Origin of the sequence: Arthrobacter sp. U41, assembly GCF_007679325.1 — a bacterium.
Lineage (GTDB): Bacteria > Actinomycetota > Actinomycetes > Actinomycetales > Micrococcaceae > Arthrobacter.
Map to the genome: position 1 here is coordinate 196,796 of NZ_VEGI01000003.1, position 24,937 is coordinate 221,732.

The 24,937-nt window shown below is 67.9% G+C and carries 23 protein-coding genes and 1 pseudogene; 13 read left to right on the forward strand and 11 right to left on the reverse strand.

What is annotated here, in order from left to right; translation table 11 throughout:
- Positions 1 to 33 precede the first annotated feature (33 nt).
- The 6 genes from FS787_RS12250 to FS787_RS12275 all read left to right on the forward strand — a co-directional run bounded on the left by FS787_RS12250 (position 34) and on the right by FS787_RS12275 (position 4,958).
- Positions 34 to 879 carry an SDR family oxidoreductase gene (locus tag FS787_RS12250; protein ID WP_144672689.1) on the forward strand — a complete coding sequence of 282 codons (846 nt, stop codon included), beginning with the start codon at positions 34 to 36 and terminating at the stop codon, positions 877 to 879.
- Positions 880 to 889: 10 nt separating this feature from the next.
- Positions 890 to 1,219: a carboxymuconolactone decarboxylase family protein gene (locus FS787_RS12255; RefSeq protein ID WP_144672690.1), complete on the forward strand. Its 330-nt coding sequence runs from the start codon at positions 890 to 892 to the stop codon at positions 1,217 to 1,219.
- A gap of 24 nt (positions 1,220 to 1,243) precedes the next feature.
- Complete coding sequence (locus FS787_RS12260; protein ID WP_144672691.1) at positions 1,244 to 2,128, forward strand: aldo/keto reductase; 885 nt, start codon at positions 1,244 to 1,246, stop codon at positions 2,126 to 2,128.
- A 72-nt stretch (positions 2,129 to 2,200) separates the two neighbouring features.
- Positions 2,201 to 2,968, forward strand: coding sequence for an SDR family NAD(P)-dependent oxidoreductase (locus FS787_RS12265; RefSeq protein ID WP_144672692.1), 768 nt, complete (start codon positions 2,201 to 2,203; stop codon positions 2,966 to 2,968).
- 29 nt (positions 2,969 to 2,997) lie between these two features.
- Positions 2,998 to 3,762, forward strand: a complete 765-nt coding sequence (locus FS787_RS12270; RefSeq protein ID WP_144672693.1) for an SDR family NAD(P)-dependent oxidoreductase — start codon at positions 2,998 to 3,000, stop codon at positions 3,760 to 3,762.
- An 80-nt stretch (positions 3,763 to 3,842) separates the two neighbouring features.
- Positions 3,843 to 4,958, forward strand: coding sequence for an FAD-dependent monooxygenase (locus FS787_RS12275; protein ID WP_222124071.1), 1,116 nt, complete (start codon positions 3,843 to 3,845; stop codon positions 4,956 to 4,958).
- 158 nt (positions 4,959 to 5,116) lie between these two features.
- On the opposite strand, the pseudogene FS787_RS12280 reads toward FS787_RS12275, so the two are convergent.
- The 5 genes and pseudogenes from FS787_RS12280 to FS787_RS12300 all read right to left on the reverse strand — a co-directional run.
- Positions 5,117 to 5,272 (reverse strand): annotated as a pseudogene (locus FS787_RS12280) (DUF4193 family protein); the annotation flags it as partial.
- Between the two features lie 57 nt (positions 5,273 to 5,329).
- The gene (locus FS787_RS12285) at positions 5,330 to 6,505 is read right to left on the reverse strand and encodes an ABC transporter ATP-binding protein (RefSeq protein WP_186329181.1); all 1,176 of its coding nucleotides are present in this window, start codon (positions 6,503 to 6,505) and stop codon (positions 5,330 to 5,332) included.
- Positions 6,502 to 8,094: an iron ABC transporter permease gene (locus tag FS787_RS12290; RefSeq protein WP_186329182.1), complete on the reverse strand. Its 1,593-nt coding sequence runs from the start codon at positions 8,092 to 8,094 to the stop codon at positions 6,502 to 6,504. The genes FS787_RS12285 and FS787_RS12290 overlap by 4 nt, the downstream gene beginning before the upstream one ends.
- Before the next feature lie 4 nt (positions 8,095 to 8,098).
- Positions 8,099 to 9,154 (reverse strand): iron ABC transporter substrate-binding protein, encoded by a 1,056-nt coding sequence (locus FS787_RS12295; RefSeq protein WP_144672694.1) that lies wholly within the window; start codon positions 9,152 to 9,154, stop codon positions 8,099 to 8,101.
- A gap of 165 nt (positions 9,155 to 9,319) precedes the next feature.
- Positions 9,320 to 10,633 (reverse strand): glycoside hydrolase family 76 protein, encoded by a 1,314-nt coding sequence (locus FS787_RS12300; RefSeq protein WP_144672695.1) that lies wholly within the window; start codon positions 10,631 to 10,633, stop codon positions 9,320 to 9,322.
- Between the two features lie 171 nt (positions 10,634 to 10,804).
- Between FS787_RS12300 and FS787_RS12305 the strand changes: the two genes are divergently transcribed.
- Together FS787_RS12305 and FS787_RS12310 are read left to right on the forward strand one after the other, a co-directional pair.
- Positions 10,805 to 11,638 (forward strand): SDR family NAD(P)-dependent oxidoreductase, encoded by an 834-nt coding sequence (locus FS787_RS12305; protein ID WP_144672696.1) that lies wholly within the window; start codon positions 10,805 to 10,807, stop codon positions 11,636 to 11,638.
- Complete coding sequence (locus FS787_RS12310; protein ID WP_395940346.1) at positions 11,638 to 12,873, forward strand: acyl-CoA dehydrogenase family protein; 1,236 nt, start codon at positions 11,638 to 11,640, stop codon at positions 12,871 to 12,873. The genes FS787_RS12305 and FS787_RS12310 overlap by 1 nt, the downstream gene beginning before the upstream one ends.
- Before the next feature lie 33 nt (positions 12,874 to 12,906).
- Here the strand turns inward: FS787_RS12310 and FS787_RS12315 are convergent, their stop codons facing one another.
- From FS787_RS12315 to FS787_RS12325, 3 genes are all read right to left on the reverse strand, one after another.
- Complete coding sequence (locus FS787_RS12315; protein WP_144672697.1) at positions 12,907 to 13,740, reverse strand: DUF1684 domain-containing protein; 834 nt, start codon at positions 13,738 to 13,740, stop codon at positions 12,907 to 12,909.
- Between the two features lie 95 nt (positions 13,741 to 13,835).
- Positions 13,836 to 15,065 (reverse strand): endonuclease, encoded by a 1,230-nt coding sequence (locus FS787_RS12320; protein WP_260982531.1) that lies wholly within the window; start codon positions 15,063 to 15,065, stop codon positions 13,836 to 13,838.
- 190 nt (positions 15,066 to 15,255) lie between these two features.
- The gene (locus FS787_RS12325; RefSeq protein WP_144672698.1) at positions 15,256 to 15,882 is read right to left on the reverse strand and encodes a TetR/AcrR family transcriptional regulator; all 627 of its coding nucleotides are present in this window, start codon (positions 15,880 to 15,882) and stop codon (positions 15,256 to 15,258) included.
- 117 nt (positions 15,883 to 15,999) lie between these two features.
- Here FS787_RS12325 and FS787_RS12330 point away from each other — a divergent pair, with 117 nt between their 5' ends.
- From FS787_RS12330 to FS787_RS12340, 3 genes are all read left to right on the forward strand, one after another.
- Positions 16,000 to 16,680, forward strand: a complete 681-nt coding sequence (locus FS787_RS12330) for an NADPH-dependent F420 reductase (protein ID WP_144672699.1) — start codon at positions 16,000 to 16,002, stop codon at positions 16,678 to 16,680.
- A gap of 165 nt (positions 16,681 to 16,845) precedes the next feature.
- Positions 16,846 to 19,662: a phosphoenolpyruvate carboxylase gene (ppc, locus tag FS787_RS12335; protein WP_144672700.1), complete on the forward strand. Its 2,817-nt coding sequence runs from the start codon at positions 16,846 to 16,848 to the stop codon at positions 19,660 to 19,662.
- A gap of 41 nt (positions 19,663 to 19,703) precedes the next feature.
- Positions 19,704 to 20,009, forward strand: coding sequence for a hypothetical protein (locus FS787_RS12340; RefSeq protein ID WP_144672701.1), 306 nt, complete (start codon positions 19,704 to 19,706; stop codon positions 20,007 to 20,009).
- A 53-nt stretch (positions 20,010 to 20,062) separates the two neighbouring features.
- Here FS787_RS12340 and FS787_RS12345 read toward each other — a convergent pair whose 3' ends face one another.
- Entirely contained in the window at positions 20,063 to 20,689 is a 627-nt protein-coding gene (locus FS787_RS12345; RefSeq protein ID WP_144672702.1) for a DedA family protein, read from the reverse strand.
- A 90-nt stretch (positions 20,690 to 20,779) separates the two neighbouring features.
- Positions 20,780 to 21,757, reverse strand: coding sequence for an RluA family pseudouridine synthase (locus FS787_RS12350; protein WP_144672826.1), 978 nt, complete (start codon positions 21,755 to 21,757; stop codon positions 20,780 to 20,782).
- 157 nt (positions 21,758 to 21,914) lie between these two features.
- On the opposite strand from FS787_RS12350, the gene FS787_RS12355 reads away from it, so the two are divergent.
- Together FS787_RS12355 and FS787_RS12360 are read left to right on the forward strand one after the other, a co-directional pair.
- Positions 21,915 to 22,571 (forward strand): helix-turn-helix domain-containing protein, encoded by a 657-nt coding sequence (locus FS787_RS12355; RefSeq protein WP_144672703.1) that lies wholly within the window; start codon positions 21,915 to 21,917, stop codon positions 22,569 to 22,571.
- Entirely contained in the window at positions 22,564 to 23,256 is a 693-nt protein-coding gene (locus FS787_RS12360) for an SRPBCC domain-containing protein (RefSeq protein WP_144672704.1), read from the forward strand. Before FS787_RS12355 ends, FS787_RS12360 begins: the two co-directional genes overlap by 8 nt.
- A gap of 135 nt (positions 23,257 to 23,391) precedes the next feature.
- On the opposite strand, the gene FS787_RS12365 is transcribed toward FS787_RS12360, so the two are convergent.
- Entirely contained in the window at positions 23,392 to 24,900 is a 1,509-nt protein-coding gene (locus FS787_RS12365; protein ID WP_144672705.1) for a PLP-dependent aminotransferase family protein, read from the reverse strand.
- Between the last annotated feature and the right edge of the window lie 37 nt (positions 24,901 to 24,937).

The window sequence follows — 24,937 nt, forward strand, 5'->3', positions numbered from 1 at the left end:
CCAACAGCCACCCCAACCACCAGAGGAATACCAATGACTGAGAACAACCAAGTCTGGATGATCACCGGCGCGGGCCGCGGCATGGGAGTCGACATCGCCAAAGCCGCCCTCGCCGCGGGCCACCGGGTCGTCGCGACCGGCCGTAACACCGGCGCTGTAGGGAACGCCCTCGGCACATCGGAAGACCTGCTCATTGTGAAGCTTGACCTCACGAAGCCCGAGGACGCCGAAGCAGCTACGGCCGCAGCGATCGAGCGGTTCGGACGCATCGATGTCCTGGTGAACAACGCCGCGAACTTCTACGCCGGGTACTTCGAGGAAACCAGCGACGCGCAGGTCCGCTCCCAGCTCGAAACGAACCTGTTCGGACCCATGAACGTCACCCGCGCCGTCCTGCCCGTCATGCGCAAACAGCGCAGCGGCCACATCATCACGATCTCCTCGCAGGCAGGCATCGTAGGCGGCGAGTTCATCGCCGCGTACGCCACCAGCAAGTTCGCTGTTGAAGGATGGATGGAATCGCTTCGCTACGATCTGGAACCCTACGGGATCCGGACCACCATCGTGGAGCCCGGCTTCTTCCGCACCGAGCTTCTTGTCGAGGACGCCTCCACCATCTGGGCCGAACTTTCCATCGATGACTACGCCGCCCGCACCGCAGCGACCATCCCTGGATGGCGGGAGATGAACGGCCAACAAGCCGGTGACCCCGAAAAGCTCGGCACCGCCCTCGTCAGGATCGCCGGCGAGGACCACCCCCCGCTGCGATGGGTTGCAGGAGCCGACGCCGTTGCCGTCATCGAACAGAAAGCCCGCGACATCCTCGCCCAGATCGACGCCCACCGCGAACTCTCCATCCACCTCGCCCACGACGCCTGAGGAGTCACTCATGACCGACGAGAACACGCAATCCGACATGGAAAAGATGTTCGGCGGCTTCGCCCCGAAGCTCGTCTCCCTCACCGACGACGTGCTCTTCGGGGACGTCTGGGAACGCGAGGGACTCTCTCCTCGTGATCGGAGCCTCGCCACGATCGCCGGCCTCATCGCCGCCGGAAACATCGACCAGCTGAACTGGCACATCCCTTACGGCATCCAAAACGGCCTCACCGAGACCGAGATCAAGGAAGCCATCACCCATCTGGCGTTCTACGCGGGCTGGCCCAAGGCCGTCTCCGCGATGAACGTCGCCAAGAGCATCTTCAACAACCAGTCCTAGACGCCACGAAGGAAGAGAAGAATCATGCCTGAAAAGAACCCGTACGTCACCTTGAACAATGGTGTCCAGATGCCTGCCCTGGGCCTGGGCGTTTACCAGAGCTCACCGGAAGACACCACAGCCGCGGTCGACGCCGCGCTGCGGGCCGGTTACCGTCTGATCGACACCGCCGCGGCGTACTTCAACGAACGCGAGGTCGGCGAGGGCATCCGCCAATCCGGCGTCGACCGGTCGGAGATCTTCATCGAGACCAAGCTCTGGATCAGCGATTACGGCTACGACGAAGCCCTGCGCGGCTTCGAGAAGAGCATCGGCAAACTCGGCGACGACCAGGTCGACCTGTTGCTGCTGCACCAGCCCCTCGCCGCAGACTTCGAGAAGACCATCGCCGCCTACCAGGCGATCGAAAAGCTCCTCACCGACGGCCGAGTCCGTGCCATCGGTGTCTCCAACCAGACCCCGGCCCAGCTCGAGGAACTCATCGCCCGCACCAGCGTGGTGCCCGCCGTGAACCAGATCCAGGTCCACCCGTATTACTCCCAGCCTGAATGGCGGGCGGCCAACACACGCCACGGCATCCTCACCCAGTCCTGGTCACCCATCGGCGGCTCCTACATCTACGGCGATTACGAGAAGAACCCGCTCGAGGACCCCGTCATCACAGAGATCGCCGCGAAATACGCGAAGACCCCGGCCCAGGTCATCCTCCGCTGGCACCTCGAGCACGGCTTCTCCGCCATCCCGAAGTCCGTCAAGGCCCACCGCATCGCCGAGAACTTCGACGTCTTCGACTTCACGCTCACCTCGGAGGAGGTCGCTGCCATCGATGCACTCGACACCGGCGTGCGCGGCGGCCCTGACCCCGACTCACTGACCCTCGAGAACTACGGGTTCCCGATCCCCGCTTAAAACAGACGGACCCGGGCGGGGCGCTTGACCGTCCCGCCCGGGCCCGCCACCCTAAGGAAAAAGACCGCCAACATGGCCCGCATCTTCATCACCGGCTCAACCGACGGGCTCGGCCTCGCCAACGCCCGCACCCTTATCAACGCCGGCCACGAGATCCTGCTTCATGCCCGCACCCGGGAACGCGCCACAGCCCTGGATGACCTCGCCCCGCAGGCTGCCGGGATCGTGATCGGTGATCTGTCCAGCGCCGTCGAAACCCGGGACCTTGCCGGGCAGGTCAACAAGCACGGGCGGATGGACGCCATCATCCATAACGCCGGCGTCTACCTCTCACGGCAACGTATTGCCACCCCGGAGGGGCGTTCCCGGACGCTTGCCGTCAACGTGCTCGCCCCCTACATCCTCACCGCCCTGATCGAACGGCCGGACCGGTTGATCTACGTCAGCAGCGGCATGCACCACAGTGCCACCGCAGACCTGCAGGACATCGACTGGACCAGGCGGGGCTGGGACGCCGGCGCCGCCTACTCCGAGAGCAAGCTCCACGTCTCGGCACTGTCCGCCGCCGTGGCCCGCCACTGGCCCACGGTGCTCAGCAACTCGGTAGACCCTGGCTGGGTGCCCACCAAGATGGGCGGCCCCGGCGCGCCGGACGATCTGGCCATGGGCCACGACACCCAAAGCTGGCTCGCCGTCAGCAATGACCCCGCCGCCCTGGTCTCCGGCAACTACTGGCACCACCGCCGACAGCGGACGCCGGCACCGGAAGTCACAGACCCGGACTTCCAGGACAGGTTCACCGACAAACTCGCCGAACTGACCGGCATCACACTCTTCTGAAGAACAAACCGAGCAAGAAGGAACACAGCATGCAGTTGGAAGGCAAAATCGCCCTCGTCACCGGCGCCGGCACAGGCATAGGCCGGGGCACAGCCCGACGCCTGGCCGATGAAGGCGCGTTCGTCTACGTCACAGGCCGGAACCTCGAACCCCTCGAGAAGGTGGCCGCAGACATCGGCGGACGTGCCCGCGCCGTCCGCGCGGACGTCACAAACAAAGCCGACATGGACCAGCTCGCGGAGCTCATCCGCCAGGAACATGGCGGGCTGGACACCATCTTCGCCAACGCCGGCGGCGGCCACCCCATCCCCCTGGAACAGATCACCACCGAAGACTTCGACCGGCAATTCGGCGTCAACGTCAAAGGCGTCCTGTTCACCGTCCAGGCCATGCTGCCGATGCTGCGCGACGGAAGCTCCATCATCATCAACACCTCCATCACCGCCGACATGGGACTCAAGGACTTCAGCGTCTACGCCGCCACCAAAGCCGCGGTACGATCCTTCGCCAAAAGCTGGACAACCGACCTCAAGCACCGCCGGATCCGCGTCAACGGTGTCAGCCCCGGCGTCATCCCCACCGAGGCCTACACCACCGAGCTGGGCATGACAGAAATTCAGGTCCAGGAATACGTCGACCTCGTCACCCCCGAAGTCCCCGCAGGCCGGGTCGGCACCGCCGAAGACATCGGCGACGCCGTGATCTTCCTCGCCTCCGACGCCAGCAGCTACATCACCGGCATCGACCTCGTCGTCGACGGAGGCATGACCGCCGTCCACGCCGGCAAAGCCTGACCCCTCGCTGTGGCCCGCGACCAGAGCGGGCCACAGCACCAAAACCAACACCCCACCCCCACAGGAGACAGGAGACCCGCGTGCGCGCAGACAGCCGCCCCACCACCAAACCCACGGAGCAGCCCAGGTCACCCGGTACGGCTCTCGTTGTCGGGGCGTCCCTCGCCGGGCTCATGACTGCCCTGACGCTCTCCAGGACCGGCGTCCACGTCACCTTGCTCGAACGCTCCGATGACACCGGCCGCACCGGAGCTGCCCTCCACGTCCAGGACGGCCTCCTCGAACGCATCACCGGCCTCCCCACCGCCCACGTGCCCCAGCCCCTCGCCCCCGGGATCCAGACCTGGTTCGCCGTCCACGGCGCACTCCGCGCGGCCATAGAAACAAACCCCCTCATCGAGCTCCGCCAAAACACCACCGTGCGCAAGGTCGGCCAGGATGCACATTCCGCGTGGATCCTCACCTCGGACAAAGAAAGAATCACTGCGGACATCGTGATCGGGGCCGACGGCCACCGCAGCACCGTTCGCCGGCACATCGCACCGGAACACCCCGATGCCACCTTCGCCGGCTACGTCATATGGATCGGCATCGCCGACGAATCAGCCATCAGGGCCGGGCGCTGGCCACAAGACGTCGCGTTCCTTGGCGACAATGACAACACGCTGCTTGGCTACCCCCTCCCGGGCGCCGACGGTTCCCCCGCGCCAGGATCACGCCGCCTGGGCTGGGCCTGGTACGACTCCAGCAGAAACGGACTGCTCCGCTCCACTGGCAGCGTCAACGGCTCCGTGGTGCGGCACTCGCTCATGCCCGCCGGTATCCCGAATGCGACCTACCTGGAACTCGCCGCACAGGCCCGGGAGCTGTTTCCCTCACCCTGGAAAGATGCGATCCTCGACAGCATCGAACGGCGAGCCGTCATCGGCACACCCATCGCCGAATACGTCCCCGCACGACTCGCCAACGGCCGGGTCGCCATCGTCGGAGACGCCGCCCACGTGCCAACCCCCATGACAGGCAGCGGCTTCGCCGAATCCCTCTACGACGCCGAAACCATTGCCAACGCCATCACAGACTCCGGCACCACCACCACAGCACTGCTCAACTACGAGAGCGCAAGAATCCGCAGCGCCCGGAACCTGGTGCAATCCGGACAAGGATTCAGCCGATCCTTCGCCCGACGCGCAGCCTGAACCAATTCAGGTACTTTCCGATCACCCAAAACAGACCCAGACACACCGAAGCCCCCCGGAGTCTCCGGCACCAACCACCACCTGTGTCTCATAACTTCCGTGTCCCGAATCCCTAGGGTTTCGAGACACGTACGGCTGGAGACGGCACCCGCTGGACTTTATGAACCTGGCAAATAGGGCCGAATGGTCCATTGGGCTGCATAGCGGACACTGCTCTCCCGGGCGAGCTGGGAGCGGTGGCGGACCAATGTGCAGGAGTAGCCGGTGAATTGGTCTGCCGCCTGTGGGATGGACTGAATGATTGGTTCCTCCCCGGAGAGGGCGGTGCCGTACGGCGCTCAGCAGAACGAGGAATTTATCTTCTCCGGCGGCTAGGCCGGCGGCAGATCATCCACCGGGAACGCCACTGCTTCGCCGACGACGCGGAGGCACAGCTCCGTGCCGGGGCGGGCGATCGAGGCGTTCCAGTGCCGGATGGTGATGATTTCGCCGCCGCCGGGATAGCGGTGGTCGGCCACGGCACCGGCCGCGAGGACGGGCGGGACGGCGAGCTTGAGCCGCACAGTGGTTTCCGGCCCGAAGTAATCCGTGTCCACAACGACGCCGCGGATGGGGCCGTCCTCGGCGATCCGGATCTGTTCCGGGCGGAGCATAAGCTGGACCCGGCCCTGCGCCGGGGGCCTGCGCACGGGGATGCCGCCCAGGGAACAGGTGGCCAGCGAGCCTTCCATCCACGCGTCGAGGATGACGGCGTCGCCCAGGAATTCCGCGGTGGCGCGGTCCGCGGGGCGCGTGTAGACGATGAAGGGGTTGCCGATCTGCGCCAGCCGCCCGCCGCGCATCACCGCCACCTGGTCCGCGAAGGACAGCGCCTCGCCCTGGTCATGGGTGACCAGGATGGTGGTGACACCGGCGTCATGGAGCACTTTGCCCACGGCCCGGCGCGTGGCCACGCGCAGTCCGGCATCCAGGGCGGAGAACGGTTCGTCCAGCAGCATCAGTTCCGGTTCGCGGGCGAGGGCGCGGGCCAGTGCCACCCGCTGCTGCTGCCCGCCGGAGAGCTGGTGCGGGCGGCGCTTGGCCATGGCGGGGTCCAGCGAGACCATCTCCAGCAGTTCGGCCACCCGGGACTTCACGCCGCGGTGCCCGCCGGGGAGCTTGGCGGCGTCGAGGCCGAAGGAGATGTTCTGCCCGACGTTCAGATGCGGGAAGAGTGCACCGTCCTGCGCCACGTAGCCGACGTGGCGTTTGTGCGCCGGGACCCAGACACCTCCGCCGGCCACTTTGCCGCCGCTGAGCGAGATGCTGCCGCTGTCCGGGTGCTCAAATCCGGCGATCAGGCGCAGCAGTGTGGTCTTACCGGAGCCGGAGGGGCCTACGATCGCCGTCGTGCCGCCTTTGGCCACCGAAAGATTGACTCCCTGGAGGACGGCCTGGGAGCCGAAGGTCTTGGTGACGGAGTCGATTTCCAAATGGCTGTTGGTGCTGGTGGCCACGGAGGCGGCGATCCGCGGTTCCGGGAGCCGGGAGGGGCTGTAGTCGGTCACTGTCCCGCTGCTTTCTTGGACTGCTGGAAGAGAAGGTAGGTCATCGGTGCCGAAATCAGGATCATCAGCAGGGCGTAGGGTGCGGCGCCGGCGTAGTCGATTTCGCTGCTCTTGCTCCAGAATTCGGTGGCGAGCGTCCGGGTTCCGTTGGGGGAGAGCAGCAGGGTCGCGGTGAGTTCATTCACGATCGCCAGGAACACCAGGGCGGCACCGCCCGCGGCGGCCGGGGCGGTGAGCCGCAGCGTGACCCGGAGGAACGCCAGCAGCGGCGGTTTGCCGAGCGCCTGGGCGGCCTCGTCGAGTTCTTTCGGCGCCTGGGCCAGGCCAGAGCGGATGTTGACCAGCGCCCGCGGCAGAAAGAGCAACACGTAGGCCGCGATCAGCAGCGCCGACGTCTGGTACAGGTCCGGGGCCGCCTTGATGCTGACCGTCACGAAGGCCAGGCCCACAACGATCCCCGGCAGGGAGCTGGTGATGTAGTTGGACAGCTCCAGGGCCTTGCTGAACCAGCTGGGGTGCCGCACGGCCAGGTACGCCATCGGGAACGCGACAACGGTGGTGGCCAAGGCCCCGGCGAGGCCGTACATGAGGGTTTGCAGCAGGGCCGGCAGGAACTCGTCCGCGGCCCAGATCTCCGGGCCGCCGGCAACAATCCAGCGCAGCACGAAGGTCAGCGGAAGTCCGAAGGCCAACGCCGTGAGCGCGACCAGGAACAGCTGGGCCGGAAGGTGGTAGGCGTGCAACCGAAGACGCAGGGCACCGGCCTGGGCGCCCGAGCCGATCTTGGCGTACCGGGCACTGCCGCGGCTGCGGACTTCAATCAGGAGCAGGATCAGGCAGAGGAACACGAGGACACTGGCCAGCATGTTCCCGGCGGTGCCGTTGAAGGTGGACTGGTACTGCACCATGATCGCGGTGGTGAACGTGTCGAAGCGGATCATCGCGAAGGCGCCGTACTCGGCCAGCAGGTGCAGGGACACGAGCAGCGCGCCGCCGGTCATCGCGATGCGCAGCTGGGGCAGCACCACCCGGAAGAACGTGCGCCAGGCGCCGAGCCCAAGGGCGGCCGCGGACTGTTCGATGGCCGGGTCCAGCCGGCTGAGCGTAGCGGCGGCCGGGATGTATACGAGCGGGAAGTAGGAGAGAGTGGCAATCAGCACGCCGGACCACAGGCCCTCGAGTGACGGGACAGCGGAGACCCAGGCGTAGCTGTTGACGAACGCCGGGATGGCCAGCGGTGCGGCGAGCAGGACCGCCCACCACTTGTGACCGCGGAGCGTGGTCCGTTCCACCAGCCAGGCCCCGCCCACGCCCAGGGCCAGGCAGAGCGGCACGGTGATCGCTGTCAGCAGCACCGTATTGAGCAGGAGCTCGCCCACACGCTCGCGGAAGATCAGGGCAGCGGCGGTTTCCCACCCCGTGGCGGCCGTCATCACGATGACGTAGCCCAGTGGGATCAGGGAGAACAGGGCAATGAGGACGGCCAGGACGGACAAAGCGGAAACGCCGAAAGGCGGGCGGGGACGTTTGCCCCTGCCCGCCGTCGTCGTGCTTCCGGGAGTCCCGGGAGCCGCCAGCTTGGTTGTCACCTGGTTACAGCAGTCCTGCCTTGGTCATCAGCTCGGTGACCTTCGCGGAGTTGAGCTTGGCTGGGTCCACCGTGGGAGCCTCAAGTTCAGCGAGCGGGACCAGCTTCTCGTTCGCCGGGACATCGGAGGCGATGGCGTATTCGAAGGAGTTGCCCTTCTGGAGGATCTCCTGGCCCTGCTTGCCGGTGATGAACTTGACGAAGGCCTGGGCCGCCGCCGCGTTCTTCGAGGACTGCAGCACCCCGCCGCCGGAGACGGAGACGAACGCGCCCGGGTCCTGGTTCTTGAAGTAGAACGGGGCGACATTCTTGGAGTTCTCGCCGGTCTTGGCCTGGTCGCCGTAGTAGTAGTAGTGGTAGATCAGGGCGGCGTCGACCTCGCCGGCGTTGACCGCCTTCATGGCCGTGCTGTTGCCCTTGTAAGCCTTGGAGTTCTCCTTCATGCCCTTGAGCCATTCCTCGGTGGCGGCTTCGCCCTTGAGTTCGAGCAGGGCGGAGACGATCGCCTGGAAGTCGGCGCCGGACGGCGAAGCCGCCCACTTGCCCTTCCACTCCGGCTTGGCCAGGTCCAGCATGGACTTCGGCAGCAGGTCCTCGGTGAGTTTGGTCGTGTCATAAACCAGCACGGTGGAGCGGGCGGCGATGCCGGTCCACTTGTTGGTGGAGGGCCGGAAGTCGGCGGGCACCTGGTCGACGGTGGCCTTGTCGACGTCGGCGAAGAGGCCGGCGTTCTCCACCTGGGCCATGGCGGGGGAATTTTCGGTGAGGAAGACGTCGGCCGGGGATGCCTGGCCCTCCTGGATGATCTGGTTGGACATCTCTGTGTCCGAGCCCTGGCGCAGGGTGACCTTGACGCCGGTTTTCGCGGTGAACGCGTCCACCCATTCCTGCGTCAGGGATTCATGCTGGGCGTTGTAGACCGTGATCTCGCCGGAGATTTTGCCGTCAGCGGCGGCGCTGCTGCTGGGGGAAGTCGAGGCGCCGGAGCCACAGGCGGACAGGCCGAGCGCGGCGGTTGCGGCCAGCGCGATACCGGCCAGCGCATTGTTGCGGATCTTCATGGGGCTACTTTCTGCAAGGAAGTTCGTAGGAACCCTAGCCCCCCGTGAGCGGGGAAGTTAGGGCGTGCTCACTACGAAAAACTGTAGGTTAGCCAAACCTAAGCAACCAAGCCGAGAGCACTTTAAGTGATCAGGATCACATGAATTACGAAACTATTGCGTGACTTAATTCCCGGCCTGGGAAGCGGCGGGTGATTCCGCCGCCGGGCCCGCCTCGCCCGGCGCCGCCTCCTCAGGCGCTGTTTTCTCCGGCGCTGCGGTTTCCCGCTCACCATCGTCCGGCGCTGTCGGGTCAAACCTTCCGGCAATGGACGCGGCCGCTTCCAGCACCATCCAGGCCTGCAGCTGGGTGGAAAGTTCGACGGCGGCGCCCGCCGGGTAGCTGCGCCGGGCCGGCAGCTCGGGGCGGACGGAGAACAGGATCCTGCCGCCCTTGCGCGCCAGGGGTTCCTGGGACGACACGATGCGGCGGCCCTCCCAGAAGGCCACGGCGGTGTCGTTCACGAGTGTCGCGGCCGTACTCCGGACCTCGGGCGGAAGCCGTTCGTCGACGGCGGCCAGCGCCAGGTACCGGACGAGGATGCCGGTGAACAGCCCGCCGTCGCCGGTCCCCTCGCAGCGCAGCACCGTGGCGCTGCGCCCCATCAGCGGCGCCGGGAGGGTGAGGTTGCGGGCCACGGCGGCCACGAGCGCGGAAGCGCGGGCCAGGTTGGTGTCGCCGCCGAGTTCCAGCAGCGCGCCGAGGACCGGCCCCTGGTTGTAGGTGTAGATGGCGCTCTCCAGCACCACGTCGCCGCCCGGCGCGGTCCGCAGGCCGTCCTGGTACAGGCCCTGTTCGGGGTCGAAGAGCCGGGCATCGAGCCAGTCCAGCAGCGCCTGCGCCTTCGCGGCCTGGCCGGTGCGGGCGTAGTAGAGCGCCACGGGCGCCGTGGCCGGGGTGTTCTTGAAGTCCCGTTTCTTGCTCCAGAAGGTGCCGCCGCCCAGGTCATCCGTGGACGCGGAATCGAACTGCAGGGTGAGGCTCTGCAGGACCTTGGCGTTGCGGCGGCGTCCCGAGGCCTTGCGGCTGTCCTCGGCGAGTTTCTCCAGCCGCAGCGTGGAGAGCGCCAGCCAGGCCATGTCGTCGTAGTAGTTATTGACGAAGGTCAGGAAATTCCGCAGCCGGATCCCGGTGACCAGCCGGGAGGCGAGCCGGCCGGCGCTGGGGCGGTTCTCGCCGTCGAACCGCGTTCCGGGACGGCCCTCGGTGCCGAGTTCCCGGCGGCCGGTGTCCACGAGGCAGTCCACGTAGTGCGCCTGCCACCAGTAGTGCCAGGGCCGGGCGAGGTTCTTGACCCGGCCCGAGGGCCGCACCACCGCGGCGATGTGCGTCCCCGGCAGGAAGAAGAGCCGCTGCCCGAACAGCCTGGTCACCGAGCGGGCCGCCTCGTCTGCCCGGAACGACCAGTTGGGGGCGGTGGAAATTTCTGCTGGGGTCATGGCTCCAGCCTACTGGCGGCTGCGCGTCCGGACCGGGAGCGTCGCGGCGTCGCGGGGTGAAGGTGCGGAAAGTCCGCATTCCAGTTAACATTCACTAACTAATGTTCCCTGCAAATTCGTGGCGCTGCCCCAGCGCCGCGGCGGGTTCCGGTTCCACATCAAGGAGGATGCATGGACATCAAAGGTACAGTCGCGCTGATTACGGGCGGGGCCTCGGGCCTGGGTGCCGCGACGGCCCGGCGCCTGTTCGACGCCGGCGCCTCCGTGGTCCTGGTGGACCTGCCAACCTCCGCCGGTGATGCGTTTGCCGCCGAACTGAATGCTTGGGGGGAAGTCCATGTCGACGCCCCCGGTGCCGGCGACCGAAAAGAGGCGGCCCATAAGGCGGTTTTCGTTCCCGCCGACGTCACCAGCGAAGATGAGGTGCAGGCCGCCGTCGACGCCGCCGTCGCCCTCGGCCCGCTGCGGATTGTGGTCAACTGCGCCGGGATCGCCACCCCCGGCAAGGTCCTGGGCCGCGAAGGCGTGCTGCCGCTGGAGAGCTTCAACCGCGTCATCCAGATCAACCTCGTGGGCACCTTCAACGTCATCCGCCTTGCCGCGGCCGCCATGGCGGCCACGGAACCGGCCGGGACCGAACTCGGCGGGCCGGAGCGCGGCGTCATCATCAACACCGCCTCCGTCGCCGCATTTGACGGCCAGATCGGCCAGCCGGCCTACGCCGCCTCCAAGGGTGCGGTGCACGCCATGACGCTGCCGATCGCCCGCGAACTGGCGCGCTCGCTGATCCGGGTAGTCACCATTGCGCCGGGCATCTTCGAAACACCGATGATGGCCGGGCTGCCCCAGGAGGCCCAGGACTCCCTCGGCCAGCAGGTGCCGCACCCGTCCCGGCTGGGCAAGCCGGCGGAGTACGCGAACCTCGCGGCGCACATCGTGGAGAACGCCATGCTCAACGGCGAGACCATCCGACTCGACGGTGCCATCCGGATGGGGCCGAAATGATGCGGGCCGGCCTCGCCCAGTCCCCGGCTGCAGCTTCCGCGCCGCCTGCCTCCATCGAGGGGCTGCCGACGGCCGACTTCTTCGACTTCGAGTCGATGCTCAACGCTGCGGAACAGGCGAAGCTCGCCGAACTGCGGGAGTTCCTGGCCCGCGAGGTGGCGCCCTTCGCCGGCGACTGGTGGAACAAAGCCGAGTTCCCCGCGCACATCCTGCCCAAGCTGGCGGCCCTCGAACTCAGCGCACCGGCCCAGCGCGGCTACAGCAACCTGTTCGCCGGGCTGGTCATCGCCGAGATCACCCGCGTGGACACCTCCTTGGCCACCTTCTTCCTGGTCCACCACGACCTCTTTGTCGAGTCCCTCTACGGCTTCGGCTCCGAGGAGCAGAAAGCGCGCCTGCTCGACGACGCCGCGAACCTCCGGACCACCGGCGCGTTCGCGCTGACCGAACCGGAGCACGGCTCCGATGTGGCCGGCGGGATGGAGACCGTCGCCCGGCGTGTGCCCGGCGGCGGGCCCGACGGCGGCGACACCTGGGTGCTCAACGGCGCCAAGCGCTGGATCGGTAACGGGACGTTCTGCGACTACATGCTTGTGTGGGCGCGTGACGAGGCCGGCGGCGCCATCCGCGGCTTCATCGTGGACGCGACCCTGCCCGGTGTGACCCGGACCCGGATCGAGAACAAGATCGCGCTGCGGACGGTGCAGAACGCGGACATCGTCCTCAAGGACGTCCGGGTGGCCGAGGCGGACCGCTTCGCCGGGATCAACAGCTTCGAGGACACGAACGAACTGCTGCGCGGCTCGCGGATCATGGTCGCGTGGCAGGGTGTCGGCCAGCAGCTGGCGGCGTTCGACGTCGCCCGGCAGTACGCCGTCGAGCGCCAGCAGTTCGGCCGGCCGCTGGCGAAATTCCAGCTGGTCCAGCAGCAGCTGGTGACGATGCTTGGCAACGCGGTGGCGAGCATGGGCATGATGGTCCGGATCGCACAGCTGCAGGACCAGGGCGCCGCGGACATGCCGCAGGTGGCCCTGGCGAAGTCCTATGTGAGCGGCCGGATGCGGGAAACCGTGGCGATGGGACGGTCCCTGCTGGGCGGCAACGGGATTGTCACGGACTACCGGATGGCCAAGATTTTCGCCGACGCCGAGGCGATCTACACCTACGAGGGCTCGTTCGAGATCAACACGCTCATCGTGGGCCGCGCCGTGACGGGGGTTTCCGCGATCGTCTAGCCGGGCGGCTGCTGGCGCGTGGAACCCGGGCGCCTAGAACAGCCCGGGTTCCTTCTCCCCGGCCTCGATCCGGTAGTCCAGGCTGTTGTTCTTCACCGGCATGGGGCACGTGCCGTACGGGGTGAAGGCGCTGGGGTAGTTGATGGCCCGGTTGAAGTCCAGGCTGACGGTGCGGTTTCCCAGGGAGTCGACGCGGGGCCGGGCCGTGGAGACCTTCCGCCACTCATCGGTTAATTCCCCGTTGGTCTCGTCGTGGAATGTCACCGTCAGCGCGCCGAGCTTTTCCTCCTCGGCCTGCAGATGGAACTCGTGGTCCTTGCCAGGGAGCCGGAACACCAGTTCGCCCACGGAGCGGTGGACCCCGCCCACCAGCGGGTTGGCCGTGCCGATCGGGACGTCCACGGGCTCCGGGTAGGGAAGAAAGGTGGCCTCGACCACCAGGTCCGGCCGGTAGTCGAAGGTGGGGACGCCGTCGAACCCGGTGAACACGGGCGACGTCGAATCCCGGGTGCGCAGGGCGTACCTGTTGGCGCGCATGGCCAGTTCCACCACCACCTGCCGGCCGTCCTCGCCGCCGTACTGCACCCACAGCAGGGACTCCTCGTCGGACAGTGCGGCGATGATGGTGCCGTCCACGGGCTCGCCGGTTTCCACGAGCGTGAGCCCGTCGGCTGCCGCAGCGGTGAGGTACGCCGTCGTGCCGTCCGAGGACCAGCGACCGGGCACGAGTTCGACGGCGGCCGGCTTGTCTTCCAGCCACTGGAAGGACGTCAGCGTCAGCCAGCCGTAGTCGCTGGCCAGGGCCGTGTTGCGGCTGTTCCGGAAGCGCTGCCAGCGGGCGAGCAGGGCGTCAGAATCGGGATGCATGATGCTTGCGGGTTCCTTCCAGCGGCGAACGGCGTTGGCTACCACCCTAGGCCCCGCCCCGGCCCGCCGCTACCGGGCCGGGGCGGGAAGCAGCGTCAGTTCCAGATGGCGTCGGCGTACTCAGGGTGGTCCACGAACGGGTTGCGGTTGCCCTGCCACCGCTCGTAGATGCGCTGGTTGCGGCGCTGTTCGAAGGCGTCCGGCGGATCGATCCGGTTCCACTCCAGCAGGACACTCATTTTCCCCATGTAGGGGGCGGTTCCGTTGTTGACGAGGTTGTTCATTTCCAGGTCGGCGAAGCCGTCACCGCCTTCATAGCGGACCGCCATGTACATGATCATCCGGGCCACGTCCCCCTTGACCGCGTTGCGCGGCTCCCAGGAATCCGCGTCGGTGTAATTGCCCGGCGCCTCGGTGGACTGTGTGCCGCCGAGGTCGAAGTCCTTGTTGCCGCGGGCGGAGTTGACCGTTACATCGGTGGGCCTCAGGTGGTGAACATCGGTTCCCGGGCCGGTGGCCGTGCCGAAATCCCCGTGCGACTTGGCCCAGACGTGCTCCCGGTTCCAATCATCCACACCGCCGCCGTTGGTGGCCTTGGACTGGGAGCGCCCCGTGTACAGCAGGATCACGTTGCTGCTGTTGGCCGGGTCCTGGTCCGTGTCCTTCAGGGCGTCCCAGACCTGGTCATAGCTGAGCTTCTGCTGCACGGAGATGATCTGGTGCAGGCTGCTTTCCAGGGCCGCGCCGGTCTTGCCGGCGGCGGGAGCGTAGTAGTCGCCGGATGTGGGCGTGGGGGTGGGTGTCGGCGTGGGCGTTGGCGTTGCCGACAGGGCCATGGTGCTGGGACTCTTCAGGCCGGCGTGGGAGAAGTAGGCCGTCAGCTGCCCGGTGACGTCCACTTTCCTGCCCATCAGGGACGGCGTGGTCTGCAGGCCAAATCCGGATCGGTACTCCGTGGTGACCTGGACGTAGAGCATTTTGGCCGTGTTTGTCTCGGCGGCCGAATCGGCGATCGCAAGGGCGGTGTCGGAGGTGAAGCCGCTGCGGAGCACTGAGGTTGCGGACGTCGGCTGGCCCACGATGTAGCCGGTCACCGCGGCCGTGGAGCCGTTTTGGGTCGCGATGGCCTGGGCCACGGTGAGCGGGGCGGCGGCCTGTGAGCCGGGCGCCGCGGCGGACTGTGCCACGAGGCCGGCGAACAGCATGCCGAGGATCACGACGGCGGCGATTAGCGGATTCCGCGAATGCGCGGCGCCCACCGGTCTCGTGGCTGCGGCGGTCGCCGGTCCTGTGGTCGCAGCGGCCGGGCTGGGGGCTGGGGTCATGGCGAGCTCCTCGAAGCGGGGCGATCGCCGGGAACGGTCGCACACAGATAATTGACAGGTTTTGTCAAGACACTTCAAGATATGTCATTACGCGCCGGGCGGGAAGGGCTAATGCGTTGCGGCCGGCGGGATTTGTCCAGAGTTCGGCGTCTGTTCACCGCCAATGTCCGGAATGCCGGACGGCAGGAGTTCAGGTCCCGCCGGGTTCTGCCGTGCGCCCGAGGCTTGCGGCCACAAGTTGTGTCGCGGTGTCGCGGGCGGCGATGGCCGCCGCCGGATCGGCGTCGAGCACGCCGCTGGCGAGCCCGCCGTCGAGCACCAGGGTCAGGCTGCGGGCCAGCTGGTCCGGATCCGGGGCGCCGGCCTCCTCGGCCAGACCGCGGATCCAGGTCCGGACATGTTCCTTGTGCCCCACCGTCCGTTCGTGGACGCGCGTCCCGGAGGCGGACTCGGCGGCGGCGTTGATGAAGGCGCAGCCGCGGTACCCGTCCCGGCGGCAGGCGCTGGTCAGCGCATCAAACAGTCCGACGAGCCGGGCCGCAGGGTCGGGGCCGGCGGCTTCCGCGGCGGCGTGGAGCTGCCCGGTCCAGACGGCGTCGACCTTTTCCAGGTAGGCCAGGATCAGGTCGTCCTTGGCCGGGAAGTACTTGTAGAACGTGGCTTTCGCGACGCCCGATTCGGCAATGATCGTATCGATGCCTGCGGCCCGGAGCCCGTGGGCATAGAAGAGCCGGAAGGCCGTGGCCAGGATCTTTTCCCGGGCCTGCCCGGCGGGGGTGCGGGCGGCCTGCTTGCCCGTGGCTGCTGGCTGCGTCATGGCTCAATCGTACACAGACAAGTCTGTCTGTGATTGCTGTAGACAGATCTGTCTGATAGCGTCGTGCGCATCAGTAGACCAACCTGTCTACTCCATCGCTTTGAGAATGAGGACGCCATGAAGATTGCAGTGCTGGGTACCGGAACCGTTGGCCCCACGATCGCCGCGGCGCTGTCCGCCCTGGGGCACGACGTCGTCATTGGAACCCGAGACCCGCAGGCGACGCTGGCCCGGACCGAGCCTGGTGCGACGGGAGGCGCCCCCTTTTCCGAGTGGCACGCTGCGCATGGCGGAATCGGGGTCGGCACTTTTGCGGACGCCGGCGCCGGCGCCGACGTCGTCGTCAATGCCACCAACGGCGCAGGCTCCCTCGCGGCGCTGACAGCAGCGGGCGCAGAGAACCTGGCCGGTAAGGTGCTGATGGACATCGCAAACCCGCTGGACTTCTCCCGCGGATTTCCGCCGTCGTTGAACCCGGTGAACACGGACAGCCTCGGCGAGCAGATCCAGCGCGCCTTCCCGGAAGCCCGGGTGGTCAAGACGCTCAACACGATGACCGCCAGTGTGATGGTGGATCCGGCCAGTGTGGCCGGGGGAGACCACTCGGTGTTCATCTCCGGCAACGACGCAGCCGCCAAAGAGACCGTAGCCGGTTTGCTGAAGGACTTTGGGCACCGGGACATCATCGACCTGGGCGACATCACCACCGCGCGCGGCGCCGAAATGATCCTGCCGATCTGGCTGCGCGTCTGGGGCGCGCTCGGCACCGGGGCGTTCAACTTCAAGGTGGCCCGCTGACCCGGCCGGCCGGGTCGGGGGCCGCGTCCGGTGGGGCCGCCGACACTATCTGAGACGGATTCCCTGCCGGGCGCAGCTGCGGGTAGCATCCTTAGGGAAGAAAGTAACCCGGCTCACAGTATCCAGCGCAGTGTACGAGCCAAGTCCTCTCGAAAGATATTTTCCATGGCTGACACTGCAATGCATTCCGGCACCGATCTCGCGGCCGAACTCCGGGCCGACGTCCGCCGGGTGTCCACCCTCCTCGGCGAATCACTCGTCCGCCAGCACGGCCCCGAGCTCCTGGATCTCGTGGAGCAGGTGCGCCTGCTGACCAAGGAATCCAAGGAAGCCGCCCGCGGCGGTGCGGACGCCACCGGGCCGTGGAGCTCGTACGACGTCGTGGCCCAGGTCCGCGAGCTGCTCGGCTCCCTGCCCCTCGAGCAGGCGACCGACCTGGTCCGCGCCTTCGCGTTCTACTTCCACCTGGCCAACGCCGCAGAACAGGTGCACCGGGTCCGCGGCCTGCGCACCCGGCAGGAAAAGGACGGCTGGCTGGCCAAGGCTGTCGCCGACGTCGCCAGCCAGGCCGGCCCGTCGGTGCTGCAGGATGTGGTGAACGAACTCGACGTCCGGCCCATCTTCACCGCCCACCCCACCGAGGCCTCCCGCCGGTCCGTGCTGGACAAGGTCCGCCGGCTCTCCGACATCCTGGCCGTGGCCACGGCGGAGGGCACCTCGGCGCGGCGCCGCCAGGACCGCCAGCTCGCTGAAGTCATCGACCAGATGTGGCAGACGGACGAGCTCCGGCAGGTCCGGCCCACTCCCGTGGACGAGGCCCGGAACGCGATCTACTACCTCACCGGCATCCTGGGCGACGCCATGCCGGAGATGCTCGCCGATCTCTCCGAACTGCTCGCCGAACACGGCGTCAGCCTCCCCGTAGAGAAGGCCCCCCTCCGCTTCGGCTCCTGGATCGGCGGCGACCGGGACGGCAACCCCAACGTCACCGCAGCTGTCACCCGGGAGATCCTGCAGATCCAGAACCAGCACGCCGTCCGGATCAGCATCGGCCTGATCGACGGGCTCATCTCCATCCTGTCCAACTCAACGGCGCTCGCCGGGGCGGACCAGGAGCTGCTGGACTCGATCGACGTCGACCTGGGGAACCTGCCCGGCCTGGACCGGCGGGTCCTCGAACTGAACGCCCAGGAGCCCTACCGGCTCAAACTCACCTGCATCAAGGCCAAACTGCTCAACACCGCGCGGCGCGTCTCGGCGGGATCGGCGCACGAGCCCGGCCGCGACTACACTGCCACCGCGGAACTCATCGCCGAGCTTGGCCTGCTGGAGCGCTCGCTCCGCAACCACCACGCCGGGCTCGCCGCCGACGGCGCCCTGGCCCGGGTCCGCCGCGCCATCGCCTCCTTCGGCCTGCACCTGGCCACCCTCGACATCCGCGAACACGCTGACCACCACCACGACGCCGTCGGGCAGCTGATGGACCGCCTCGGCGGGCCCGGCGTCCGGTACGCCGAACTCAGCCGTTCCGAACGGCTGGAGGTGCTGGGTTCGGAACTGGCCTCGCGCCGCCCGCTGTCCGGCCACCCGATCAAGCTCGACGGCGTCGCCGACGGCACCTATGACGTCTTCCGCGAAATCCGGCGGGCCCTGCGCACGTACGGCCCGGACGTAATCGAGACCTACATCATCTCGATGACCCGCGGCGCGGACGACGTCCTGGCGGCGGCGGTGCTGGCCCGCGAAGCCGGGCTGGTCAACCTCTTCGGCGAGGCCCCGTATGCCAGGATCGGCTTCGCGCCGCTCCTGGAAACCGTGGAGGAACTGCGGGCCTCGGCCGAGATCGTGGACCAGCTCCTCTCCGACGCCTCCTACCGCGAGCTGGTCCGGCTGCGCGGCGACGTCCAGGAGGTCATGCTCGGCTACTCGGACTCCAACAAGGAATCCGGTGTGATGACCAGCCAGTGGGAAATCCACAAGACCCAGCGCAAGCTCCGGGATATTGCCGCAAAACACGGCGTCCGGGTGCGTCTCTTCCACGGCCGCGGCGGTTCCGTGGGCCGTGGCGGCGGGCCGACCTACGACGCCATCATGGCCCAGCCGAACGGCGTGCTGGAAGGCGAAATCAAGTTCACCGAGCAGGGCGAGGTCATCTCCGACAAGTACTCCCTGCCCGAGCTCGCCCGCGAGAACCTTGAGCTCTCGCTCGCGGCCGTCATGCAGGGCTCCGCGCTGCACCGCACCCCGCGCACCTCGGAGGACCAGCGCGAACGCTACGGCCACGTGATGGAGACCATTTCCGACGCCGCGTTCGCCCGGTACCGCACGCTCATCGACGACCCCGACCTGCCCGCCTACTTCATGGCATCCACCCCGGTGGAACAGCTGGGATCCCTCAACATCGGCTCCCGTCCCTCCAAGCGCCCCGATTCCGGCGCCGGGCTCGAGGGCCTGCGGGCCATCCCGTGGGTGTTCGGCTGGACCCAGTCCCGCCAGATCGTCCCGGGCTGGTTCGGCGTCGGCTCCGGGCTCAAGGCCGCCCGCGAGGCCGGCCACTCGGCCCAGCTGGTGGAGATGATGGACGGCTGGCACTTCTTCCGCTCGGTGCTCTCCAATGTGGAAATGACGCTGGCGAAGACGGACATGGACATCGCCGGCTACTACGTCTCCACGCTGGTCCCGGAGGAGCTGCACCACCTGTTCCGCGCCATCCGGGCCGAGTACCAGCTGACCGTCACGGAGATCCAGAACCTGACCGGCGAGGACCTGCTGCTTGACGCGCAGCCCACCCTGAAGCGCTCACTGGAGATCCGGGACCAGTACCTCGACCCGATCAGCTACCTCCAGGTGGAACTGCTGCGCCGGGTGCGATCCGAGGCCGCGGGGGAGGGCATGCCCAACGCCGAGATCGACGAACGCCTCCAGCGTGCCATGCTCATCACAGTCAACGGTGTGGCGGCGGGCCTGCGCAACACCGGCTAGTCCCTCCGGGGTCCGGCCGGCAGTCCCGATAGGGTTGAGGCATGCCGTCCTTCCAGACCAGACTGAAGATCACCGGGCTCAAGCCGGGCAACCCGCCCGAGGCCGTGATGGCTGCCGCCGTCGAAGCGCTGGAGACCCGGCACCACGTGGAGGCGAACCAGCTCGACTTGGCCGGCGGGGTTCCGCAGCTGAACCTGCGGTTCCTCGTGGAGCCCACCTCCCACAGCGGCGAGAACAGCCAGGCGCTCGAATCGGCAGCGATGATGCGCGACGCCGTCGAACGCGTTGCGGTGACCGGCAACCTCATGGTGCTCCGCCGCAACCGCGGCCGCTGGGCACCCGTTTAGCCGCTGACCGGCCCGAAATTCGAGCCCGGAATTCCGCAGTTCAGGGGTCCGGTTCAGAAGTCGAGTTCCTCGTTGGGGCCGTCCACCACCGGGGAGCTGTTGCCGCGCCTGCGCGTGACAATGATGCCCACCCCGGCGCCGATCGCGATCCCGATCCCGGCGCCGATCAGTGAGCTCGCCCAGAACGGCAGCCCGGTTGCCGTGCCCGTGACATAGCCCAGGCTGACGGACCAGACCGCCCAGAGGAGGCCGCCGAGGGCTGCGCACAGGCTGAAGCCGCGCGTGGAGACGTTGGCAATTCCGGCGGCGGCAGTCGTCGCGAGCCGCCCGCCGGGGATAAAACGGATTCCGATGATGGCCCCATACGTGGTGGACCGGCCCGCCTTCCCGATCGCCGTGTGAACGGCCAGATGGAACGTGCGGCCCCACCGCCAGCGGTCCAGGGTGCGGCTCAGGCGCCGTTTGAACAGCTGGAACACCAGGATGTCTCCGAGCCAGGACGCCGCCGCGGCGAGGAGCACCACCAGTAACGCGTTGGCCCGCCCGACGGCGGCCAGCGCCCCGCCGGTGATCACCACCATCTCGGACGGGATGGGCGGGAAAATGGCATCGCCCATAACCACCGGAACGATCCAGAAATAGATCGCGTCCCGCCAGGTGTCCGCGCTGCCGAAGTCCATGGCCACAAGGTACCGCACTTCCGCCCGGACGCCCGCCCGTGCCGGCGGGCGGCCAAGTGGGGATACTGGTGCGGCTGCGGGCCCGTCCGGTTAGCGTGCTTCGCTGAGCTCCAGACCGCTGCGGTACTCCACCGGCTTGCCCGTGATGGGGTCCACGAACCGGATCCCGCGCGCGAGGAGCTGGAGCGGCTTCGAGTAGTCGTCCGGCGCCTTGTCCAGCAGCTCCGGGTAGAAGGCGTCATTGACGATCCCCAGTCCCAGCGAGGCCATGTGCACCCGTAGCTGGTGGGTCTTGCCCGAGTGGGGCTCCAGCCGGTACAGCGCGCGGCGACCGGTGGCGCCGTCGGACGTTTTGTTGGGGATACCGGCGCCGGGCACCTCCGGGGCGGGACCGTCAAAGGTCCGCAGCCGCTCAATCCGGGTCTCGGCGTTGGGTTCGCCGTCGATCACTTCGGCGAGGAGATAGCTGCGGGACTTCGTCATCCGGTTGCGGACCACGACGGGGAACTCGACGGCGTTGTGCCCGGGGGCGGGCGTGGCTGCGGACACGCACTCGTATTCCTTCTGGACCTGGCGCTTTTCGAAGAGCACCTGGTACTTGCCCCGGGTTGCGGGGTTCGTGGAGAGCAGCAGGATGCCGGCGGTCATGCGGTCCAGCCGGTGCATGGGGATCAGGTCCGGCAGGTCCAGCTGGTTCCGGAGCCGGACGAGGGCCGATTCCTGGATGTAGGTGCCGCCGGGGGTGGTGGGCAGGAAGTGCGGCTTGTCCACTACGAGGAGGTGGTCGTCCTGGTGCAGGATGTTCAGTTCCACCGGGATCCGAGCCTCCGGCGGCAGGGTGCGGTAGTACCAGATGAAGGTGTGGTTCCGCAGCGGGGTTGCCCGGTCCAGGGGGACGCCGGCCTCGCCCACGATCTCGCCGGCGTCGAAACGGTCCTCGATGCCCTGGGGATCGATGTGGCCCCAGCGGTGCATCATGTAGTCCATCGCGGTATCCCACGGCCCCTCGTCCGGGAGGCGGAGACGGGTCGCGTTGACGCCGTCGCGCACGGGCAGGGGGGATTGCATCACCGGTCCATTCTACTTTGCCGGCCCGCCCCGCCGTTTCGACGGTTCCGTGCCCACACGACGTTTCTGCGCGTCGAGTCGGCGGCGAACCGTCGAGACGGAACCGACGGAAAAAAAGTTCTTGACAAATAAAACTGTCGGTAGCCAAACTTGAAGCATGTTGGACATCGCAGTGATTGAAGACCCGGCCGCGGCGGAGGCGTCCCTGGACCCCATCCGGACGCGCATCCTGATGGAACTCGCCCAACCGGGCTCGGCCACGCAGCTCGCCGCGAAGGTGGGCCTGCCGCGGCAGAAGGTGAACTACCACCTCAAGGCCCTGGAACGGCACGGGCTGGTGGAGCTGGTGGAGGAGCGCCGCAAGGGCAACGTCACAGAGCGCATCCTGCGGGCGAGCGCCGCCTCCTACCTGATCTCCCCGGCCGCACTGGCCTCGGTGGCCCCGGACCCCCACCGGTTCACTGACCGCTTTTCGGCATTCTGGCTGCTGGCGCTCGCCAGCCGTATGGTCCAGGAAACGGGCCGGCTTATTGCCGGGGCCGCGGCGGCCAGGCAGCCGCTCGCCACCTTCGCCATCGACGGCGAGATCACCTTCCGCACGGCCGCGGACCGGGCCGCCTTTGCCGAGGAACTCGGTGTCGCCGTGACCCGGCTCGTGGACAAATACCACGACGGCGGTCCAGCGGGCCGGGCGGGCGCCTCCGCGGGCGGCGGACGCAAGCACCGCCTCGTCGTCGCGCTTCACCCGTCGCTCAAGACACCAGTCACGGCATCACCCACCAACCCACCAGCTAAGGAGCAGGACAATGACTGACAAACGGAACTTTGAAATCATCGTGGACACGGAACTGCCCGCCACGCCGGAACGGGTCTGGGAGGCGGTCACCAAAAACGAGGCGGGCTGGATGTTTCCCACGGATGAGTGGCCGTCCGTTCGGCCCGTGGAAGACTATCCCCGCCATCTGGTGTCTCGAATGGAGGGCCCGGACGGCTGGTTCAACCAGCTGGAGCACGTTCTGGAACCGCTCGACGGCGGCCGCGCCCGGCTGCATTACGTCCACAGCGGCATCTTCGCCGAGAACTGGGACCAGCAGTACGACGGCGCCAGCAAGCACACCGAGTTCTATTTGCACACGCTCGGCCAGTACCTGCAGTATTTCGACGGCAAACCGGTGGTCTTCACCGACGTCCAGGCCCCTCCCGCCTCGGCCGCGCCCGACGGCTTTGTGCGGCTCAAGAAGGCCATGGGCATTGAAAGGGCGGCGGCCGGCACCGCTGTGGAACTGGAGCTCGACGGCGTCGGACGGCTCTCCGGAGAAGTGGACTTCGCCAACGAGAACTTCCTTGGCCTGCGCACCGCGGACACGCTGTACCGGTTCTTCGGCCGTAACGCCTTCGGCGCCACGGTGGGCATGACGGTCCACGACTTCAGCGGCAGCGGAGACTCCGATGCCACGGCGAGGGCCTGGGGCGGGTTCCTCGAGAAGGTCTACGCCTGAGCGGTCGGTCCTGGCGCGTCGCCGTCACCCGCGGTGGCGCGCCGGCAACGCCCAGCCCGCCGTGCGGCGCAGGAAGTGTCTGACGCCACTCCAAGTACCTGGCGACACCGGAATGACGCGGCGCCCGGCACGGCGTCAGGCGATGGCCGCGGCGGGAGGGGCGCCGAGGTTGCGGCGCAGCTGGGGGGAGGCGGACAGCTTGTCCTGGGCGGCACGCAGCGCCAGCACAGCGGTTTCCAACTGGTCCGGCGGCAGCGTGAACGGGACCCGGAGGTAGTGTTCGAAGGCGCCACCCGTGCCGAAGCGGGGACCGGCCGCGAGCCGGATGCCGAAGTCCGGGGCCACCACGGCCAGTGCGGTGCTGATCGGGGCGGGAAGGCGGCACCATACTGACAGGCCGCCGTCGGGCCGTTCACCCTGCCAGTCCGGCAGGTGTCCGGCGATGAGGTCCAGCAGGGCGTCCCGGTTGTCCCGCAAAGTGGCCAGCCGGGCAGGGAGAGGCTCGGACAGGGCGTTCACCAGATGCGCCGCCGCCAGCTGTTCCACCACCGGCCCGCCCAGGTCCATGGTGGTGCGGGCGGCGGCGAAGCGCTGGATGAGGGATTCGTCGGCCCGGATCCAGCCGGTCCGCAGCCCCGCCCAGTGTGACTTGCTGAGGGAACCGATGGAGACGACGGCGGGGCTGAAGGCAGCCAGCGGCGTGGAGGCGACGCCGTCGAGGTTCAGCTCCCGCAGTGTCTCGTCCACCACAAGAACGGTGCCGGCTGCTGCGGCGGCGCGGACCAGCCGGCGCCGCTGGGGATCGGACATCAGGCGGCCGGTGGGGTTGTGGAAGTCCGGGACCACGTAGGCCATGGCGGGCCGCTGCTGCATCAAGGCGGCCTCGAGGGCTCCCACGTCCCAGCCCGCACGTGCCCCGGCACCCGTTCCTGCCGGGGCGCCGAAGTGGACGGCGGGCATGGCCACGGGCACCAGCCGGCAGCCCGCGGCCCGGATGGCATCGATGGCATTGGGGTAGCTGGGGTGCTCCACCAGGACCTTGTCGGACCGGCCGGCCAGGGTGCGGAGAATGATGTTCAGCGCGTGCTGCGCCCCGGACGTCACCAGAATCTGCTGCACGGTGGTGGGCACGCCGGCCGCCGAATAGTACCCGGCGATGGCTTCCCTCAACGGCTGCACTCCGAGGGCGTCGTAGCCGAAGCCCGGGAGCAGCGCGGGCAGCTCGGTCAAGGCGGAGGCGAACGCCCGGTGGACCACTTCGCCGCTGGCCGGCAGCGAGGCATACGCGAGATCCAGGATGCCGGCCGGAACGGCCAGCCCCGGAGCGCCGCTGAGGTTCAGCCCGCTTCCCCCGCCGCCACCCGGACCGGACTGCGGGATACATGTCCGGCCGCGGCTGCCCTGCCCGCTGCTGAGGAAGCCCTGCTCGCGGAGCAAGGAGTACGCGGCGGTGACGGTGGTCCGGCTGATGCCGAGGGTCGCGGCGAGGGCCCGTTCGCTGGGCAGTGCGACGTCGAGCGGCACACGGCCGTCCAAGACCAGGAGGCGGACGACGTCGGCGAGCTCCCGGTAGGCGGGTGCTGCGCCGAGGTTCCACTCGCCGAGCAGCCGGGCCAGGGAACCGGGGTTCAGGGATCCGGACATAGAGCCAGTATTTCAAACTGGCTATGGAATGCAAGGC

Excerpts from the sequence above, each read along its gene's own strand:
- FS787_RS12250 (WP_144672689.1), top strand. The coding sequence starts at position 34 with ATGACTGAGAACAACCAAGTCTGGATGATCACCGGCGCGGGCCGCGGC.
- FS787_RS12255 (WP_144672690.1), top strand. The coding sequence starts at position 890 with ATGACCGACGAGAACACGCAATCCGACATGGAAAAGATGTTCGGCGGC.
- FS787_RS12260 (WP_144672691.1), top strand. The coding sequence starts at position 1,244 with ATGCCTGAAAAGAACCCGTACGTCACCTTGAACAATGGTGTCCAGATG.
- FS787_RS12265 (WP_144672692.1), top strand. The coding sequence starts at position 2,201 with ATGGCCCGCATCTTCATCACCGGCTCAACCGACGGGCTCGGCCTCGCC.
- FS787_RS12270 (WP_144672693.1), top strand. The coding sequence starts at position 2,998 with ATGCAGTTGGAAGGCAAAATCGCCCTCGTCACCGGCGCCGGCACAGGC.
- FS787_RS12295 (WP_144672694.1), bottom strand. The coding sequence starts at position 9,154 with ATGAAGATCCGCAACAATGCGCTGGCCGGTATCGCGCTGGCCGCAACC.
- FS787_RS12300 (WP_144672695.1), bottom strand. The coding sequence starts at position 10,633 with ATGACCCCAGCAGAAATTTCCACCGCCCCCAACTGGTCGTTCCGGGCA.
- FS787_RS12305 (WP_144672696.1), top strand. The coding sequence starts at position 10,805 with ATGGACATCAAAGGTACAGTCGCGCTGATTACGGGCGGGGCCTCGGGC.
- FS787_RS12310 (WP_395940346.1), top strand. The coding sequence starts at position 11,638 with ATGCGGGCCGGCCTCGCCCAGTCCCCGGCTGCAGCTTCCGCGCCGCCT.
- FS787_RS12315 (WP_144672697.1), bottom strand. The coding sequence starts at position 13,740 with ATGCATCCCGATTCTGACGCCCTGCTCGCCCGCTGGCAGCGCTTCCGG.
- FS787_RS12320 (WP_260982531.1), bottom strand. The coding sequence starts at position 15,065 with ATGACCCCAGCCCCCAGCCCGGCCGCTGCGACCACAGGACCGGCGACC.
- FS787_RS12325 (WP_144672698.1), bottom strand. The coding sequence starts at position 15,882 with ATGACGCAGCCAGCAGCCACGGGCAAGCAGGCCGCCCGCACCCCCGCC.
- FS787_RS12330 (WP_144672699.1), top strand. The coding sequence starts at position 16,000 with ATGAAGATTGCAGTGCTGGGTACCGGAACCGTTGGCCCCACGATCGCC.
- ppc (WP_144672700.1), top strand. The coding sequence starts at position 16,846 with ATGGCTGACACTGCAATGCATTCCGGCACCGATCTCGCGGCCGAACTC.
- FS787_RS12340 (WP_144672701.1), top strand. The coding sequence starts at position 19,704 with ATGCCGTCCTTCCAGACCAGACTGAAGATCACCGGGCTCAAGCCGGGC.
- FS787_RS12345 (WP_144672702.1), bottom strand. The coding sequence starts at position 20,689 with ATGGACTTCGGCAGCGCGGACACCTGGCGGGACGCGATCTATTTCTGG.
- FS787_RS12350 (WP_144672826.1), bottom strand. The coding sequence starts at position 21,757 with ATGCAATCCCCCCTGCCCGTGCGCGACGGCGTCAACGCGACCCGTCTC.
- FS787_RS12355 (WP_144672703.1), top strand. The coding sequence starts at position 21,915 with ATGTTGGACATCGCAGTGATTGAAGACCCGGCCGCGGCGGAGGCGTCC.
- FS787_RS12360 (WP_144672704.1), top strand. The coding sequence starts at position 22,564 with ATGACTGACAAACGGAACTTTGAAATCATCGTGGACACGGAACTGCCC.
- FS787_RS12365 (WP_144672705.1), bottom strand. The coding sequence starts at position 24,900 with ATGTCCGGATCCCTGAACCCCGGTTCCCTGGCCCGGCTGCTCGGCGAG.